The sequence below is a fragment of the Deinococcus terrestris genome (assembly GCF_009377345.1).
Classification (GTDB): Bacteria; Deinococcota; Deinococci; order Deinococcales; family Deinococcaceae; genus Deinococcus; species Deinococcus terrestris.
The window spans coordinates 1-14,851 of sequence record NZ_WBSL01000023.1 but is presented as its reverse complement, the minus strand read 5'-3'; the positions used below and the strand labels follow the sequence as shown (position 1 = coordinate 14,851).

The window sequence follows — 14,851 nt, the reverse complement described above, 5'->3', positions numbered from 1 at the left end:
GCCAGAACAATCTGCTCCTTGGTGTCTGTCGGCCAGTTTTTCCGCTGTTTCCCCATGATTCCCCTCCAGAATGCCTCACCCTCGCAAGTGGGCGGGTGATTTTGGAAGGATTTCCTGGAGCATTACCCGGGCAATTTCCTTGTTGGCGAGACCGCGTGCCACCAGGCGCAGCAAGTCCCCTTCTGCTGGCGTTAAAGGAGAGCGCTGAGCAGGCGTCAAGCGGACCCGCTCCCGGGTTTCTGCACGCCGCAGCAACTCCGCGAGTTCCTCCAGGGTGCGGCTCCGGTACGCCAAGCCCAGCAGGCCCAGGTTCCACAGATCATCGAGGTATTCGGGACAGGCGTTCTGGGTCAGCACGAAGCTGCTGGCGGCCGATTCTGGCGTCACCATCTGAAAGGCAAAGCCGACCGGCCAGTCCAGGACCAGCGAGACGGCCGGAAATTCAGGGAGACGGGCATGGAGCGCATCTTCGAGCAAGCGGGCGATGAGGGGTTGGGTGCTGACGACCTGGAGCTGTGCATTGCGGACCAGCAAGGAGACCTCCCGGCGAATCTGAGAAATACGCGGATAACGTAATTCTGTCAGGAATTGCGGGACTGGTCAGCCGAGTTTTCTACTGCACACAAAGGTGTGGGAGAAGACTACCAGTAGATTTCTACCTTTAAGCAGCTTTCATCCACGGCTATGCTTCCCACAGAATGAGTACCGCTGACGTGATGCTGCTGGGGCTTGAACGGGTCTCTGAAGCTGACTTCTTGCGGCTGCAAGCGTGCGTACGGGAATGGCGCGTATTGTGGGGCCTGACGCTGACCCACTGCTTACGGCTGGAGGACGAACGCGACGCGTTCGTCCTGATCGCTGAGCGGACCTACCGGGAAGCCCTCGATCACCTGGAAGACTGGCTCCGCGCCGCCTTCCCGGACCATGTGATCGTGGGGCATGCCTATGTCCAGGGTATGCATCTGCCGGTCTACACGATGGATCAGGCTGGATTGGAGCTGATGCGCCGGATGCAGTCGCGTACAGCGTGCATTGTTGAGGATGCGCGAGCGGGAAAGACCAGCCCCCTGTTACCGTCCGTCTCCTCGCACCTCGATGGGGTAGCGGCCTGGCGAACCCGCAATCATGTCAGACCCCAGGGTCAGGGTGTGTACCTTCTCTGTGATGCCTGCGGCGAGAGCACAGCCCGGCAGGCGAATGAAGAGGAGGCGTGGGAGGTCGCTGGGACAAAGGGCTGGCGAGTGTATCGAGACTTGGATGTTTGTATCTGTGAGCGCTGTGTCCAGAGTGGCAACGCACGGGCGCTGGAGCGGGTGCTATGCAGATTGGAAGCTCGACAATCTGCCTGACACTGAGGGGGTCGGGAAACTCTTCACTTTGCGCTTCGTAGCAGCTTCCTTAAACCACCCCCATGTACGCCGATACCATGCAGGTCGGGTGCTCTGTGTAGGGCTCAAGACCCGATTTCGACATTTTGGTCCGCTAAGCGCCAGGGCTATCCAGCACGGGGTCTAGCTCCTCAACTCCCGGTAGGCCCCAGGCGGGGGCACCAACTCCTGGCGCCACAGATAATCGCCCGTCAGGCCGATGTGCTCCCACCCCAGCGGCGACACATGCGCCAGCAGTTCATCCGGCACGTCCTGTCCCTCAGTCCGCAGCGCCTCCACCGCCCGCCCCAGGTACACCGCGTTCCACGCGCTGATCGCCGCCACAACGAGGTTCAATCCGCTGGCCCGATGACTCTGCGCCTCGAACGTCCGGTCCCGCATCTCGCCACCTCGGTGGAACGCCACCGCCCGCTTCAAGGCGTGGAGCAACTCGCCCTTGTTCAACCCAGCCAGCACCCGGCGACGCAACTCCGGGTCCCGCAACCACTCCAACGTGAACAACGTTCTCTGGACTCGCCCCAGTTCGCGGAGGGCCAGCGCGAGGCCGTTTTGTCTCGGGTAGGACGCCAGCTTGGACAGGATCAACGAGGCGGTCACCGTGCCCGCTTTAATGGAGGTCGCCAGCCGTCGCAATTCGTCCCAGTGCTCGCGGATCAGCCGCAGGTTGAGCCGCTGGGCTACCAGCGGCTCCAGCAGACCGTAGGCCGAGGCGACCTCGGGCGTGTACAGCCGGGTCTCGCCCAGGTCCCGAATCCTGGGGGCGAAGCGAAAGCCCAGCAGGTGGCAGAGAGCAAAGACCTGCTCGGTGTAGCCCGCCGTATCGGTGTAGTGCTCCCTGATCTTCAACTCGGACAGGTGGTAGAGCAACCCGTCGAGCACATGCAGGGCGTCCCGCACGTTCGTCGTGATGACCTTGGTGTGGAAAGGGGCGTACTGGTCGCTGACGTGCGTGTAGAACAAGACGCCCGGTTCCCGCCCGTACTTCGCGTTCAGGTGCCCGAACGCCTTCCCGTGTCCCCCCGTGGGAAAGCGCTGTCCATCGGAACTGCTTGTCGTGCCGTCTCCCCACAGCGCCGCCAGGGGGAGCTTGGACTGGAAGTTGACGATCTGAGCGAGCCCCGCTGCATACGACTCCGGACGGATAAACCAGTCCGACAGGTACATCAGACGACGGACCGTCACACTCGGGTCGGGCGAGGCCTCCGCCATCTTGGTCAGTCCCAGGTTGAGGCCATCGGCCAGCAGGGCGGTCAGGAGGTGGTCGTGGCGCTCGACGCCCTTCCCGTTCCGGAGGTCGAGAAAGGCGCCCGTGAAGCGGCACCAGGCATTGACCTCCAACAGCAGGTCGGTGACTTTCACCCGGGGCAGCCGGGCGGCCAGGGTGCGCTGGAGCGGCCCCGCCTCGTCGGGCACCGTCTTGACCACTTTGCCCACCCGGAGCTTCCCGCTCAGCAGACTGACCGACGAAAGGGCGCCCTTGGAAAGCAGGTCCTCAACCTCACGCAATTGCCCGGCGAGCTTTGGTTCGGTGACCGCCCAGAACGCTTCGAAGGTCTCCGGCAGGTCGAGGGCGAGGTCTGGGAGACGACTTTGCCATACGTCCTGGGGCAGGAGGTAGGCGTCGAGGTCCCTGTACTTGCGACTGCCCTCCACCCATACGTCCCCCGACCGCAGGGCCAGGCGCAGCTCGTCCAGCACGCATAGCTCGTACGCCCGCCGGTCTACCTCCCCATCCTGGAAGACGTGGGCGGTCCACTTCTGCCGCACGAAACTGAGCGGAACATGCTCGGGCAGGGTCCGCTTCCCTGAGGCGTACATTTCGCGCAGGAGATTCAGAGCCTCAACCAGGGGTGCCGCCGTGCCCTGGGCGTGGAAGGTGAAGGCGGAGAGCAGCCGGGGCGCGTAGGCCCGAACCTTCGGATACGCCTTCATCACGTGGTGCAGGGGATCGAGCTGTTCGGTGGATATCTTGTCTTGCCCGTCACGAACTGTCTTCACCAGCCTCTCCCACGACACGACCGCCTCGACGGCTCGGTACGGGTCGGTCTGCTCCTCCCGGGCGGCAATTAGGGCGGCACAGACGGACTTGTACGTGCCGAGTTGCTCGATGACGGACGGTCCCTGCTGCCCGAACGCCTCCGCCGCGTTCCGCTCCCCCTCCCGGAGCAGCGACACCATCAGGCGGTCGTGCAGGTCGAACACCCCGTCGGTCAGGGTCTCCGACAGGTCGAAGAGGCGCGCCATCAGGGTGGCCTGCCGTCTTTGAGGCTCGTAGGCAGCGAGGTGGGAGGCACTCACCCGTCTGGCTTCCTCAGCCAGGTGCGCCAGGCGACTCTGCGGTAGAAACGCCCGCAGGTTGCTCTGCACTGGGAACGTTCGCACGAAGGCCAGCTTGTCGAGCAGGGTCAGCACGTGCTTGGGCTTGGGGACACTGACGGGACGGCCCAGCCAGACCAGCCGTGAGAAGGCTTCGTCGCCCTGCGGGGTCAGCAGCGCATCCACCCGCCCGGGAAGTTCACCCTTCAGTGGCAGGTTCAGCAGGCCGTAGGTGTACTGGTCGGCTTGGATGCGCGCCGCGTTCACCAACCGCTCCAGCACCGACAGCCGTGGGGTCAGGATGTGGCGTCGGCGCAACTCGTCGATGAGCGTCCCCACCAGGGGGAAGGCCTGTTCGGTGACGACGGCGCTGGGCACGAGCCAGTCGCGCAACTCCCGGTTTAGGCGCCCCGACAACTCGACGTACCCTAGCCGCTGGCACAACTCGGCGAAGTGCTCCTTGCGCGTGGAGTCCCGCCGGGCGTAGTCGTCGTGACAGGCGGGATCGACGCGCAGTTGCTCGGCGAGGAAGGCCAGCACCTCTGCGGGTAGGGCCTCACCTTTGCGGAGCCCGCGTCCCAGGTGGCGCAGCACGGTGAGCTGTACGGCGTAGCCAAGTTTGTTGAAGTCGCGTCGCCGCTCTCTCACCAGCCGGAGGTCCTCCTCACTCAGCAGGTAATACCGGGCGAGGGTGCGCTCGTCGAGGGCGGGGAAGCGGGTGAACTGCTCGCGTTGTGCGGGGGTCAGGAGGAGGGGTGTCCGAGGGGTCAAGCTGAGCCCCAGGCGTTCAGGCAGAGGTTCCCTTTTCCGGGTGTAATTGTCCCTATCACCGGATTTTCCTCCAGGAAGTGCGAAGAATCGAGAGTGGAAGCCCTACGATGAAGGTTAGGCATGGCCCGCTTATCACCGGATGGAGTGTGCGCGATGACGAGTCCTCCCCTGAACGAGTTGGTGCCCAGCTTCATCCACGACCTCTCCGGGCAGCGGTCGGCGCACACGCTTCGCGCCTACGCCGCTGACCTAAGGCACCTGACCTCCTGGCTTGACACCGCCGTCCTCGATGAGGCCGCCCTGGCCCGGTACTTCGCCGCTCACGCCCACTGGAAGCCTGCGACGGTTGGCCGCAAGCACGTCGCGTTCCGCCACTTCTGCACCTGGGGCGAACGGCGCGGGCACTTCACTCGCAACGTCGCCCACGAACTGGAGCGGGTGCGGCTTCCCGAGCCCCATCCCCGAGGGCTGCGGCGGGCCGAAGTGGAACGGATTCTCGCGGTGATTCCCGCCGGGCAGCCACGGGACCGGTTGCTGTTCCGCCTGCTGTTCGAGACGGGGCTGCGCATCGGGGAGGTGCTGGGCCTGCACCTGGAGGACCTTGACCTGACGAAAGGGGATGAGCACCTGACGGTCCTGGGGAAGGGAGGGCGCAAGCGGACGATCCTGCTCGACGACCCCAGACTCGTGGCCGCCCTGCGCCAGTACCTCCGGGGGCTTCCTTACACCCACGGGCACCTCTTTCAGGCCCTCAAGAACGGCAAGGGTGGGGCGATGGGCTATTCCTCCATCCAGGAGCGGTGGCAGGCGTACACCGAACGGGCCGAGGTGAAGTGCAGCTTGCATCAGTTGCGCCACAGCCACGCCACGGAACTGGTGAATGGCGGGGTCAGCCTCGAGACGATCCGCAAACGGCTCGGGCACCGTCACATCCAGACGACGCTGCGCTACGCCGAGGTCAGCGACCAGACCGCGGACGCCGAGATGCGTGCCTGGCGCAGGAAGCGGGGGTCAAGGTAAACTGGATAAGCGGACGGTCTGGATCGGGCGAAGACCGACCTCGCTCAGCCATTGTGTCAGCGCCTCTTCCAGCGAGGGCACCGGCCCAAACAACTCAAGTTGGCGCGACGTGTCCGCCACAAACCGACCCGTGGCGATAAATTCAAACATCGGGACGTAGTCGCGTAGGCCCGGCTTGAACACATTCATCGTGGAGAGCAACAGGTGCGCGACGCCCAGAGGGAGTCTTCGTACCTTCACCTCACGTTCCAGCAGCCGCGACAGAACGCGGGCCGTCTCGGCGAACGAGGCGGGACGATCCGTGCCCAGGTCGATACGCTGCCCCACCGCGCGCGGCTCGTCCACCGCCAGCGCGAGGACGCGGGCCACGTCGTCAGTGAGCACGGCGGTCTGCGGTGTCTCCGGATTGCCCACGGCCGTCAGAAGGCCCCGCCGAATCTGCGCTGGATTCAAGCCCGTGTCAATAAACCCTCCCGGTCGCAACGCCACGAAGGGGAGGCCACTCGCTTCCAGTGCCTGCTCAATCAGGTACTTCTGGTAAAAGTGCGGCACCCCCCTGGCCTGATCGGCAGCGAGGACACTGGTGAACACGAAACGGCCCAGCCGGGCATGGCTGGCCGCCTCAATCAGGTGCCGGTTGCCCTGGTCGTCCACGCTCCGCAAGGTGTCGCCGCGCCGCCGCCGGACATACCCGGCGGCCGTGGTCACGAGGGCGTCCACGCCGTCGAGTGCGGGACCGAGGGAGGCGGGCTGGGTCAGATCACCACGCACCACCTCCACACCCTGCTGAGTGAGCTTCGTGGCATCCGAGCCCTGGCGAACGAGTGCCCGCACGCGCTTGTCCCGTCCGAGCAGTTCCCGCACCACCTTGCCGCCGAGGTTCCCCGTGGCACCCACGACCAGAACAGAACCCGTCGTCACGTCAGGCCTCCTTCGCCCGGCCTGGCAGAAGGGTGAGGCACAGAACGGCGACGATGACGTGCATTGCGTCGAGCGTGAGGAGCATGGGGATGGGGATGTTCGGAATGGAGAACGGTGTGACGAACGACGCGAGCAGGATGACGCCGCCGAGCACGCGGAAGTTCCGGATGGGGTGACGGGTCAGGCGCGCGAGCAGCGCGAGGGTGAGCGTCGCCCCGATCACGCCGAGCACCGAGGCCAGCATCACGGGTGGAAAGGACATGGGCCGGCCGGCCGCGGGAATGATCACGTCGGGTGGGAAGACACCTCTTGCAGCCGTCGCGGCATATAAAGTCCCGTTGAGGAGGACCGCGAGCATGGCCGTCAGGGCCGCGCGCGTGAGGAGCTGTCGCGCATGAATACGCGTTTGTGGGGAGGCCGAGTGCAGCGAGGTCATGCGGGGTTCCCCTGTTGGGCGTACGAACCGTGCCGCAGGTCGTCGAGCACGGAGGGGCGGCGGGGCGTCCAGCCAAAGGCACGGGCTTTTCGGGCGGAAACACGCATGTTGCGGGCGAACAGGCCTCCCCCGCCGTAGGCGAGGCCACGCGCCATCTCCTCGGGCATGGGCTGAATGACACCGCCGAAGCCCGCCGCTTCGCTCACCGCCCGCAACACGTCCCCCTGCGTCACCCAGGGCTCGGCCACGGCGTTGAGCACCATCCCCGCCTCGCCGCGTTCCAGCAGGCGGACGTACAAGTCGGCGACGTCGTCCACATGCACGAACGAGAGGGCATTCTCGCCGTCCCCCGTGAACATCACGCCGCCGAATTGGCGGGCCATGCTCAGTTGCAGGGTGAGGGGACCGCCGCCACGACCGTACACGATGGCCGGTCGCACCGCCATGCCGCGCACGCCCGCGGCCGTCAGGACGCGCCGCTCGTTCTCGGCGAGAGCGGCCGTCATGGGACTCTCCGGAAGCGGTGTGTCCTCGTCCACGATGCTGTCTCCTGTGTCGCCGTAAGCGCCTGTGCCGCCGGTGAGCATCAGGGTCTTGCCGCTGCCGGAGAGCGCCCTTAGGAAGGCCCCCATGGCCCGGGTGGCCTGTTGGCCCATCTGCTGCATCTGGGCAGCGAAGTCGCCTCCTGGATCGAAGCGGCTCTGGGCGAGGTGGATCACCGCGTCGGCGCGTGTGGCGCCCTCGATCAGGCGGCCTGCATCGGCGAGGTCGCCGGACAGCGGTTCAACGCCCCTCGCGTGCAAGTGGGCCGCCGCCTGATCTGAACGCGCGAGGCCGAGCACCTCGTGGCCATGCTCGAGCAGCCGTTCGGCGACGACGCTGCCGATGTAGCCAGTGGCGCCAGTCAGAAAGACCTTCATGCTGTCCTCCTTTTGTGCGGGCGGTCAGAGCCCGTCTCTCTTGTTTAGGACTAAACAAGCTTTGCAAAAACAGATCGTGGTCAGCTCACGTCGCGGTCGAGCTTTTCGAGCAGGAACAACAGGTGCTGGACCTCCTCTGTGGACAGGGCGGCGAAACGCTCACGGATAAATCGGTCGTGGTCGGGAAGGAGTAGGGCCACCATCTCCTGGCCCCGGTCGGTGAGGCGTAGCAAGTTCGCGCCTCCTTGCGGCACGCGCAGGATCAGCCCGTCGGCTTCAAGCTTGCTGAGGAGTTGAGACACGTTGCCACGGGTCACGTCGAGGCGCTCTACCAGGTCCTGCTGCGGTTGATCGGGACGGGACGCAATGCGGCGCAACACGTCGAACTGCACCGGGGTCAGTCCACGTTCCCGCAGCCGCTCGGCGCCCAGCCGGCTGACCTTCTGGGCGACGCGAACCAGGCGAGACCACGCGAGCAGCGCCAACGCATGTTCTTGCCCACGTTCGTCCTCGCCCTTGTGTTTAGGACTAAACACAAGGGCAGTGTAAGTCCCGCTGGGGGGAACGTCAAGCGTCAGCCAGAAATCTCCTGGCTTTGAGCCATACTCCATCCCAAGGACCGCGTGATGGTGGGGCTGCTGGATGATCTCACGCCCGCGTTCGTCGACCTCGGGACGGGAGACCTGTTCCTGTCGCCGGGGGACGCCAAGGCGTTGCAGCGCGAACTTATGACGTCGTTCGTGCGGGACAAGGGCTGGGTGGAAGTCGGCGGCACGTCATTCGCGTCGCGCTTGCCCCGGTCGCGTCGACCGACTGAAGCGGGACGACGTGCTGGACGCTTTGAGAGGCGTGCCCAGTGCAGTGAAAGTCAGGGTGTGGCCTGTGCCAGCGGGTAAACACGAACAAAGGCCGACGCTGGCGCGGTGCTGAATGGCGTTTCCGCTTAGCGTACAAAAATGTTGAAATCGGGTCTTGACCCCTGTGTAAGGATCTCGCCCCAGTGAGGCCAGCTCCGTAAGGGGCATGGTTATGCAAACTCTGTAGAAACGGCGGTGGGTGCCTGCTCCCTGATATGAAGCACCAGACTTTCCCATGGGCAGGGCACAGGTACGGACGTTTCAGGCTGGGATTGATCCACTTGGCCTAAGTCTTGATGCTGTGCCCGAGGTGCTGGGCGGCGACGTGGAGAGAGGGCCCCGCGCGTACCATCCGCATCCCGGCGTAGTGCCACAGTATGTCAACTTCCCCTCATGTGCTCTTTGAGTCGATCATCCGCCCACTTGCCGTAGGTGCGGGCGGTCTGCACGTCACTGTGTCCCAGGTGCTCGGCCACATCCTGGAGCTGGAAGCCCGCCCGCACCAGCCGCGTTCCCGCGGTGTGCCGCAGCGCATGTAGGCCCAGGTAGGGAATGCCTTCCCGCTGGCAGAGGGTTCGCAGCCTCCCCCGTGCCGCCTCCGGGGTTCGCCCAATCACCGCCACCTCGTCGTGTTGCGGCCCCAGCTCTCGCAGGTCCGCCATCAATGAGGACGACAGCAGGACGCGCCGGGTCTTCCCGCCCTTGCCGTTCCGCACGGTGAGGGACCCGCCGTCAAGGTCCAGGTCGCCCCACTTCAGGGACGTGATCTCCGAAGCGCGGAGCCCGGCGACGCCCCCGAGTCTCAGCAGTACCCGCATCTCAATCGGTGCCACAGCGAGGAGCCTGCCCACATCCCCTTCCGGGTAGGGCTGTCTTTTATCCCAGGGCCGCCGTTTGTCCTTACGTGGTTTGACGTCGGTGAAGGGGTGGTCTGTGGTGGCCTTTGCCCAGCGCAGGGCCGCATAGAGCGCCCGTGCCCCGGCGAGCAACACGCCGACGGAAGCGGGCGACTTCCCGCTGGCCTCCAGCCCACGTACCCACAGGTCCGCGTGCTCGGGGTCCGGGTGCAGCACCTTCACCGCATGACTTTGGGTGTAGTCCAGCCAGACTCGGGCGCCGAGCCGGTACTTGCGCAGCGTCTCTTGGCTCACATGGCCGTGGGTACGGACGTGATGGGCTTCCAACAGGTCGAGCAGTGTCCCCACGTCCTGCTCCGCGACCGCCGCGACTGCCCGTCGCCGCCGCTCCTCGGGAGCGAGCGACACCCAGGCCCGGGACGGCGCAAGCGGTCCGTGCCGGTAGAGGTCGAGCGTCATCTCCCCTGCTCCATCTTCTCGTCCTCCGCGTGGTCCTTCTTCAGGGTGGCCACCCGTTCGAGCAGGTCTGCTGTCCTGTTCAGGCTGTTCACGCTCGCCCCGGCGAAGAGCAGGGCGAGGGCCAAGCCTAGCAGCCCCAGGCCCGCCACCAGGACATGGTCGGCCGTAACCTGAGCTCCCAGGAGCGGCAGCTGGACGGCGTTGTCTTGCAGGTACTTTCCGGCACTGAAGACGCCGAAAATCAGGAACAGCGCGCCGAGTGCCCCACCCGCCCGGTTCGGGCCCAGGAAGAAGGCGATGCGGGACCCCACACGCCCATCGGCGGCGCGGGCGGAGGCCGCGACATGGAGGAGCGCGGCCCTGGAATAGAGGAACAGTTGCTCCACGAGTTGGCGCTCGTGCTTTGACGCGGCTTGGAACCTCTGCAGCGTGTCCACCCGGCGACGTTTCCATTCCCGGTAGCTGGACACGGCGCCTGCCGAGAGGCTTACGGCGACGAGCAGCAGGGTGGCGACGGCGAGGATCAGAGCCAGCCATGCGGGCCAGAACGGCACTTGGACCAGCAGAAGTCCGGCGATAGCTCCCAGCCAGGTAAGCAGGCCGACTTTCTCCATTGGGCTGTCTTGCAGCCGAGGGTTGGTCCCGGGATTCTGTTTGGCGTCCTCCAAGAGAACCCGGTGAATGTCATCGATCTGGTCTAGCAGTTCTCTCCTCGGATCGAGGTGAGTCAGGGGTAGGTCGGGGGAGCGCTCGTAGGCGTCCGGTTCAGGGATAGAAGTCGTCATGTGGTTGGTGTCTACTCTACACGAATAACTTTCCGGTAAGACCCCTTACCAGAAGGGTAAAGCAGATTGAGGCTAAATCCCCTCTGGCTTCCCTCTCCAAATCAACTGGCGACAACTCATTCGCTGTTCGCAAATTGCGAATAAGATCAAAGGGTGTTGAAACCTCAGGACCTCCTCGTCCTCCTCAAACTCCTGCACTCCGGTTGGACATCCCACGGACAGATGGCGCAAAGCCTCGGCATGAGCGCCTCGGAAGTCCACGCAGGACTCAAGCGACTGAAACAGTCCCGTCTGGTCAAGGGTGAGACCACCCCCATCCGCTCCGCTGTGCGTGAAGTGCTTCAGTACGGGGTGCCCTACTTTCTCCCCGCCGAACGCGGCGAACTGACCCGGGGCCTGCCCACCGCCCACGCCGCCCCTCCCCTCAAAGGGCTCATCGTGCAAGGAAACGATCCTCCCCCAGTCTGGCCAGACCCCGAAGGTCCGGTGCGGGGCCAGGCGTTCAAGCCCCTTTACCGGTCCGTACCGTTCGCCGTCCGACAGGACCCCGCCCTGTACGAGTGGCTCGTCCTAATTGACGCCCTGCGCGGGGGAAGTACCCGCGAGCGGCACCTGGCGGCCAAGATGCTTGAAGACCGACTCCAGACAGCGGTCGTCTCGTGAGCAACGCAGAGAACCTGCGGCGTTTGGCCGAAACGGTCCGGCAGCTCGGACCCCTTGCCGAACAGATGGTCTTCGTCGGGGGAAGCACGACCGCCCTGTTCATGACCGACGCCGCCGCGGCCGACGTCCGCGAAACCGTCGATATCGACGCCATCGTCGAGACGACCAGACTCGGCTACGCTCGCCTCACCGAGGCCCTGAACCAACAGGGGTTCACAGAGGACACCAGCGAGGGCGCCCCCATCTGCCGCTTTCGGAGCGGCGATCTCGTCCTGGACGTGATGCCGACCGACGAACAGGTCTTGGGGTTCAGCAACCCCTGGTACCTCCCAGCCATCCGGCATGCCGAGTGGGTGAGTCTGCCGGGCGAAGGGCGCATTCGGGTCATCACCGCGCCCTACTTCCTGGCTACCAAGCTGGTGGCCTTTGCGGGGCGCGGCCAGGGTGACTATGGGATGAGTCATGACATCAGCGACATTGTGGCCGTGCTCGACGGCCGGCCCGAACTGGTCGCTGACATCGCTGGGAGTGACCTTGCGGTCAAATCCTTCCTGGCTCAGTCTGCCCAAGACCTGCTCACTCAACCTGCTTTCCTTGAAACCCTCTCCTACCATTTGCTGCCGGACGCCGCCAGTCAGGCTCGCGAGACACTTATCCTTCGACGTCTCAGTGAGATCGCCGGGCTGATGGACGACGAGGCGTAACGGAGCCTGATGGGGTGCGGCGCGACTCCTCACTGGGATCAATCGTATCTAGCCGAAAAGGTGAAATCCAGAAGTCTTGAAAACAAGCCTTCCTGAAAACTTCCTTTCAGGTATTCAGGCCTGGACTCTTGGCTGTAGCTCTCGCGGTCCAGTGCAATGTCATATCGCAGTCGCAATCAGCCCGAATACCCGCTAACCCGTTTTCAGGTATTCGGGCTGATTACTGTCGGTTCTACCTTTCTGAACACTTCCTGCTGCACCCGCTAAATCAGACTTTCAGGTAAACACACTATCGGGAAAACAGGTTTTCAGGTTTTCCGGTATTGCGTCAGATAGGAGAAGCGGTTGGCCTCGGCGCCAGCGGCGAATCAACCACTCCACCCAGGAATGTTCACCCACGCGAAGGACCGCTAGGTTCTCTGGGCGTGCGTCCTGCTTGTCACCATTGATGTGGTGGACGACCTCGCCTGGTTCCAGCGCTCGGCCCAACTGCTTGGCCGCAACTACGCGGTGCAGATACTCCATCCGTTTCGTCTTCCGGTTGTACACCTGTGGGTACGGCATATCTACTCCTGAAAACAAGAATACCTGAAAACGGGTATACCAGAAAGCCCGATTTCGCTAATGTGGGGTCATGTTCAGAATCGCCATTGCGAATGACAAGGGCGGAGTCGGGAAGACCACGACCGCCGTCATGCTGGCCACCTTGCTGGCTGACAAGGGGCCGACCCTTCTGATTGACGCTGACGAAAAGACAGCGAGTGCCACGGAGTGGGCGGCCGCTGGCCCAGGTCTGGCCTGCACCGTGATTCCTGTGGAGGATCTAGACGCCACGGACCTCAGCCCTTACACCTATCTGGTGTTCGACACGAAAGCTGGGGAAGATGCTGGGGATCTGTTGGAACTCTCGCAAGCGGTCGACCTGTTGATCGTTCCCACCAAGCCGGATGCTTTGAGCCTCCGAGCCCTCCCCAAAACCCTGGCGCCGCTGATCGAGCGTGGCATCAAGAATTACCGGGTGCTGATAACGGACGTGCCACCATCCCCCAGCACCGATGGGCATGAGGCGCGTGCCGCCTTGATGGACCTCGGTGTGCCCGTGTTCAGCCGGGACATTCGCCGGGCCAGCGCCTTTAACAAGGCCGCGCTCGCGGGCACCCGTGTTCGTGACGTAAAAGGCGACCAGCGAGCGAAACTCGCGCATATGGACTACGAACTGGTTCTCCGGGAGGTCCTGGCATGAGCAAGTTCGGTGGTGCCCTCAAAAAATTGCAGGCGGTTCAGACGCAGTCCACGGAAGCTGAGGAAAGCACCCCAATTCTCCCGGATACAGGAAAACCTGAAAACACGAAAACCAGTAAGTCCACATCCACGAAAACCCGAACGCCTGAAATCTTGGAAACGGGTCAGCCGGAACGGCAAGGGCCAGAGCGGGAGAAGTACAGCACCTACCTGGATACCGAGCTGGTCACTGCCCTCAAGTTGTACGCCGTGCGACACCGGATGAAGCACCATCACGTTGTGGAAGCCGCACTTCGCGCCTACCTACAAGGCAAGGAGTAAAGGGTGGGGGAGAGCAGTTCAAGAGCATGCGCGTTTTCTCTGCGATCCTGATCCCTTCAAACTTTCGTTGTGTAAGCTTCTTCTATGGCGTATGTCAAATTAAGTGACCAACTTCAGAAGCTCTCCGATCCTCAGCGCAGTGACGCTTTCGTCAAGCAGTTCCGCGAAGCTGTGCGCACGGGTCAATTTGATGCCGCCGAGTTGCCCGAACGGTTCGATCTGCCCAAACAGTTCCGTCGGCGGGGCAGTGACGAGACCTACCAACGTCAGATCAAGGACATGATCTTCGAGAGCAGCCCTGAGTTCGACGAGTGGTTCAGCAGCACGGATCAGGAGTTGGCGAGCACAGGCCGCCGGACCACGAAGCCCAAGCCGACCGCCGAGAACATTGAAGCGGGCGTGATTGACTTCAAGGCCCTGGCCGAAGAGACCCGCCGCAAGATGCAGGCCAGCTACGAGAAGGGACAGACCCTCGGCCAGTCCCGCGCCAAGACCGCCACCAAGAGCACGAAGAGCACCCGGGCGAAGCGCACGACCAAGAAGTAAAGTTCCTCCCCGGATTGGTCCCCATTGCTTGTGGATGGGGGCCGCTGCTTTGCTCCGGAACAGCCCGAGAAGGTCGAGCAAGTTCTGGTGCAGCATCTCTCACAGATGCAGCGGCGAGGCCGACAGCAGCATAAACAACCCCAGGGCCAGCGCCCCCTCCGCCCTCGACTTCGCCTTCGTGATCGGCATGATCTTTCGGGTGTCGGACATGGCCGTCCCCAGCCCGGTCATCCGCCGGTTGGCCCTGTGGCACGGCATCACCGCCTTCCGGTTGAACGTCGCGATCCTGGCGCTAACCCTGAATGTGCTCGGCAGCCAGATCTGACGTCCGCCCGACGCGCCCTGCGGGCGGGCGGCGCCGCATGACCCGCCGAGCGGAGAACAGCCCATCCCGGGTCCGTCAGCGAGGCCTGACGGAGAACCGACCCTAGGACCACGCCCGCTGCTGCGCCCCGACGCCCTCACCCGCCCTGCTCCCGATGAGCTGGGCCCGGGGACCGGGGAGGACGAGGCGGAGGGGTTGTGGCAAGTTGTTGGGGTAGGGTGACGCGGTGCACAGTGGTGAGAAGCTTCCCGGCTACCGATTCCCCCTCGCGGTCATCGGCTACGCTGTGTGGCTCTACCACCGCTTCACGCTGAGCTATC

Annotated in this window: 18 protein-coding genes; 9 read left to right on the top strand and 9 right to left on the bottom strand. The window is 64.0% G+C overall.

Translation table 11 applies throughout. From position 1 onward, the window contains the following. Window positions 1-75 precede the first annotated feature (75 nt). The gene (locus F8S09_RS17090; RefSeq protein WP_227978770.1) at window positions 76-534 is read right to left on the bottom strand and encodes a response regulator transcription factor; all 459 of its coding nucleotides are present in this window, start codon (window positions 532-534) and stop codon (window positions 76-78) included. 164 nt (window positions 535-698) lie between these two features. On the opposite strand from F8S09_RS17090, the gene F8S09_RS17085 reads away from it, so the two are divergent. After that, a complete protein-coding gene (locus tag F8S09_RS17085) occupies window positions 699-1,349 on the top strand; it encodes a hypothetical protein (RefSeq protein ID WP_107139491.1) in 651 nt (216 codons plus the stop codon). Window positions 1,350-1,511: 162 nt separating this feature from the next. On the opposite strand, the gene F8S09_RS17080 is transcribed toward F8S09_RS17085, so the two are convergent. Next, window positions 1,512-4,475: a Tn3 family transposase gene (locus F8S09_RS17080; protein WP_158679995.1), complete on the bottom strand. Its 2,964-nt coding sequence runs from the start codon at window positions 4,473-4,475 to the stop codon at window positions 1,512-1,514. A gap of 153 nt (window positions 4,476-4,628) precedes the next feature. Here F8S09_RS17080 and F8S09_RS17075 point away from each other — a divergent pair, with 153 nt between their 5' ends. Beyond that, a complete protein-coding gene (locus F8S09_RS17075) occupies window positions 4,629-5,495 on the top strand; it encodes a tyrosine-type recombinase/integrase (protein ID WP_104992288.1) in 867 nt (288 codons plus the stop codon). Here the strand turns inward: F8S09_RS17075 and F8S09_RS17070 are convergent. The 6 genes from F8S09_RS17070 to F8S09_RS17820 form a co-directional block, all read right to left on the bottom strand. After that, entirely contained in the window at window positions 5,487-6,416 is a 930-nt protein-coding gene (locus tag F8S09_RS17070) for an SDR family oxidoreductase (RefSeq protein WP_104992289.1), read from the bottom strand. The two genes, F8S09_RS17075 and F8S09_RS17070, sit on opposite strands and share 9 nt — an antisense overlap. 1 nt (window position 6,417) lies before the next feature. Beyond that, complete coding sequence (locus tag F8S09_RS17065; RefSeq protein WP_152872645.1) at window positions 6,418-6,852, bottom strand: DUF6069 family protein; 435 nt, start codon at window positions 6,850-6,852, stop codon at window positions 6,418-6,420. Further along, window positions 6,849-7,772 carry an NAD-dependent epimerase/dehydratase family protein gene (locus F8S09_RS17060; RefSeq protein WP_104992291.1) on the bottom strand — a complete coding sequence of 308 codons (924 nt, stop codon included), beginning with the start codon at window positions 7,770-7,772 and terminating at the stop codon, window positions 6,849-6,851. Before F8S09_RS17060 ends, F8S09_RS17065 begins: the two co-directional genes overlap by 4 nt. Before the next feature lie 80 nt (window positions 7,773-7,852). Continuing rightward, window positions 7,853-8,308 carry a MarR family winged helix-turn-helix transcriptional regulator gene (locus tag F8S09_RS17055; protein WP_158679997.1) on the bottom strand — a complete coding sequence of 152 codons (456 nt, stop codon included), beginning with the start codon at window positions 8,306-8,308 and terminating at the stop codon, window positions 7,853-7,855. Window positions 8,309-9,009: 701 nt separating this feature from the next. Beyond that, on the bottom strand, window positions 9,010-9,945 hold the full coding sequence (locus F8S09_RS17825; RefSeq protein ID WP_104992294.1) for a tyrosine-type recombinase/integrase: 936 nt from the start codon (window positions 9,943-9,945) through the stop codon (window positions 9,010-9,012). Next, window positions 9,942-10,730, bottom strand: coding sequence for a hypothetical protein (locus F8S09_RS17820; protein ID WP_158679999.1), 789 nt, complete (start codon window positions 10,728-10,730; stop codon window positions 9,942-9,944). The genes F8S09_RS17825 and F8S09_RS17820 overlap by 4 nt, the downstream gene beginning before the upstream one ends. A 153-nt stretch (window positions 10,731-10,883) precedes the next feature. Between F8S09_RS17820 and F8S09_RS17045 the strand changes: the two genes are divergently transcribed. Both F8S09_RS17045 and F8S09_RS17040 read left to right on the top strand, forming a co-directional pair. Next, on the top strand, window positions 10,884-11,393 hold the full coding sequence (locus tag F8S09_RS17045) for a hypothetical protein (RefSeq protein WP_104992296.1): 510 nt from the start codon (window positions 10,884-10,886) through the stop codon (window positions 11,391-11,393). Further along, on the top strand, window positions 11,390-12,097 hold the full coding sequence (locus F8S09_RS17040) for a nucleotidyl transferase AbiEii/AbiGii toxin family protein (protein ID WP_104992297.1): 708 nt from the start codon (window positions 11,390-11,392) through the stop codon (window positions 12,095-12,097). The genes F8S09_RS17045 and F8S09_RS17040 overlap by 4 nt, the downstream gene beginning before the upstream one ends. Before the next feature lie 276 nt (window positions 12,098-12,373). Here the strand turns inward: F8S09_RS17040 and F8S09_RS18375 are convergent, their stop codons facing one another. Continuing rightward, window positions 12,374-12,586: an HNH endonuclease gene (locus F8S09_RS18375; RefSeq protein ID WP_234009263.1), complete on the bottom strand. Its 213-nt coding sequence runs from the start codon at window positions 12,584-12,586 to the stop codon at window positions 12,374-12,376. On the opposite strand from F8S09_RS18375, the gene F8S09_RS18235 reads away from it, so the two are divergent. The 5 genes from F8S09_RS18235 (at window position 12,551) to F8S09_RS17015 (ending at window position 14,531) form a co-directional block, all read left to right on the top strand. Further along, window positions 12,551-12,673, top strand: a complete 123-nt coding sequence (locus F8S09_RS18235) for a hypothetical protein (RefSeq protein ID WP_265469115.1) — start codon at window positions 12,551-12,553, stop codon at window positions 12,671-12,673. The genes F8S09_RS18375 and F8S09_RS18235 overlap by 36 nt on opposite strands. Window positions 12,674-12,731: 58 nt before the next feature. Beyond that, window positions 12,732-13,340, top strand: coding sequence for a ParA family protein (locus F8S09_RS17030; RefSeq protein ID WP_104992299.1), 609 nt, complete (start codon window positions 12,732-12,734; stop codon window positions 13,338-13,340). Next, window positions 13,337-13,660, top strand: a complete 324-nt coding sequence (locus F8S09_RS17025; protein ID WP_152872642.1) for a hypothetical protein — start codon at window positions 13,337-13,339, stop codon at window positions 13,658-13,660. Before F8S09_RS17030 ends, F8S09_RS17025 begins: the two co-directional genes overlap by 4 nt. Before the next feature lie 84 nt (window positions 13,661-13,744). Beyond that, complete coding sequence (locus F8S09_RS17020; RefSeq protein ID WP_104992300.1) at window positions 13,745-14,206, top strand: hypothetical protein; 462 nt, start codon at window positions 13,745-13,747, stop codon at window positions 14,204-14,206. 34 nt (window positions 14,207-14,240) lie between these two features. Next, window positions 14,241-14,531, top strand: coding sequence for a DUF1345 domain-containing protein (locus F8S09_RS17015; protein WP_104992301.1), 291 nt, complete (start codon window positions 14,241-14,243; stop codon window positions 14,529-14,531). Window positions 14,532-14,851 lie beyond the last annotated feature (320 nt).

Bases quoted from the DNA above. Each gene is read 5' to 3' on its own strand.
- F8S09_RS17085 (WP_107139491.1), top strand. From the start codon at position 699: ATGAGTACCGCTGACGTGATGCTGCTGGGGCTTGAACGGGTCTCTGAA.
- F8S09_RS17075 (WP_104992288.1), top strand. From the start codon at position 4,629: ATGACGAGTCCTCCCCTGAACGAGTTGGTGCCCAGCTTCATCCACGAC.
- F8S09_RS17065 (WP_152872645.1), bottom strand. From the start codon at position 6,852: ATGACCTCGCTGCACTCGGCCTCCCCACAAACGCGTATTCATGCGCGA.
- F8S09_RS17060 (WP_104992291.1), bottom strand. From the start codon at position 7,772: ATGAAGGTCTTTCTGACTGGCGCCACTGGCTACATCGGCAGCGTCGTC.
- F8S09_RS17825 (WP_104992294.1), bottom strand. From the start codon at position 9,945: ATGACGCTCGACCTCTACCGGCACGGACCGCTTGCGCCGTCCCGGGCC.
- F8S09_RS17820 (WP_158679999.1), bottom strand. From the start codon at position 10,730: ATGACGACTTCTATCCCTGAACCGGACGCCTACGAGCGCTCCCCCGAC.
- F8S09_RS17030 (WP_104992299.1), top strand. From the start codon at position 12,732: ATGTTCAGAATCGCCATTGCGAATGACAAGGGCGGAGTCGGGAAGACC.
- F8S09_RS17025 (WP_152872642.1), top strand. From the start codon at position 13,337: ATGAGCAAGTTCGGTGGTGCCCTCAAAAAATTGCAGGCGGTTCAGACG.
- F8S09_RS17020 (WP_104992300.1), top strand. From the start codon at position 13,745: ATGGCGTATGTCAAATTAAGTGACCAACTTCAGAAGCTCTCCGATCCT.
- F8S09_RS17015 (WP_104992301.1), top strand. From the start codon at position 14,241: ATGGGGGCCGCTGCTTTGCTCCGGAACAGCCCGAGAAGGTCGAGCAAG.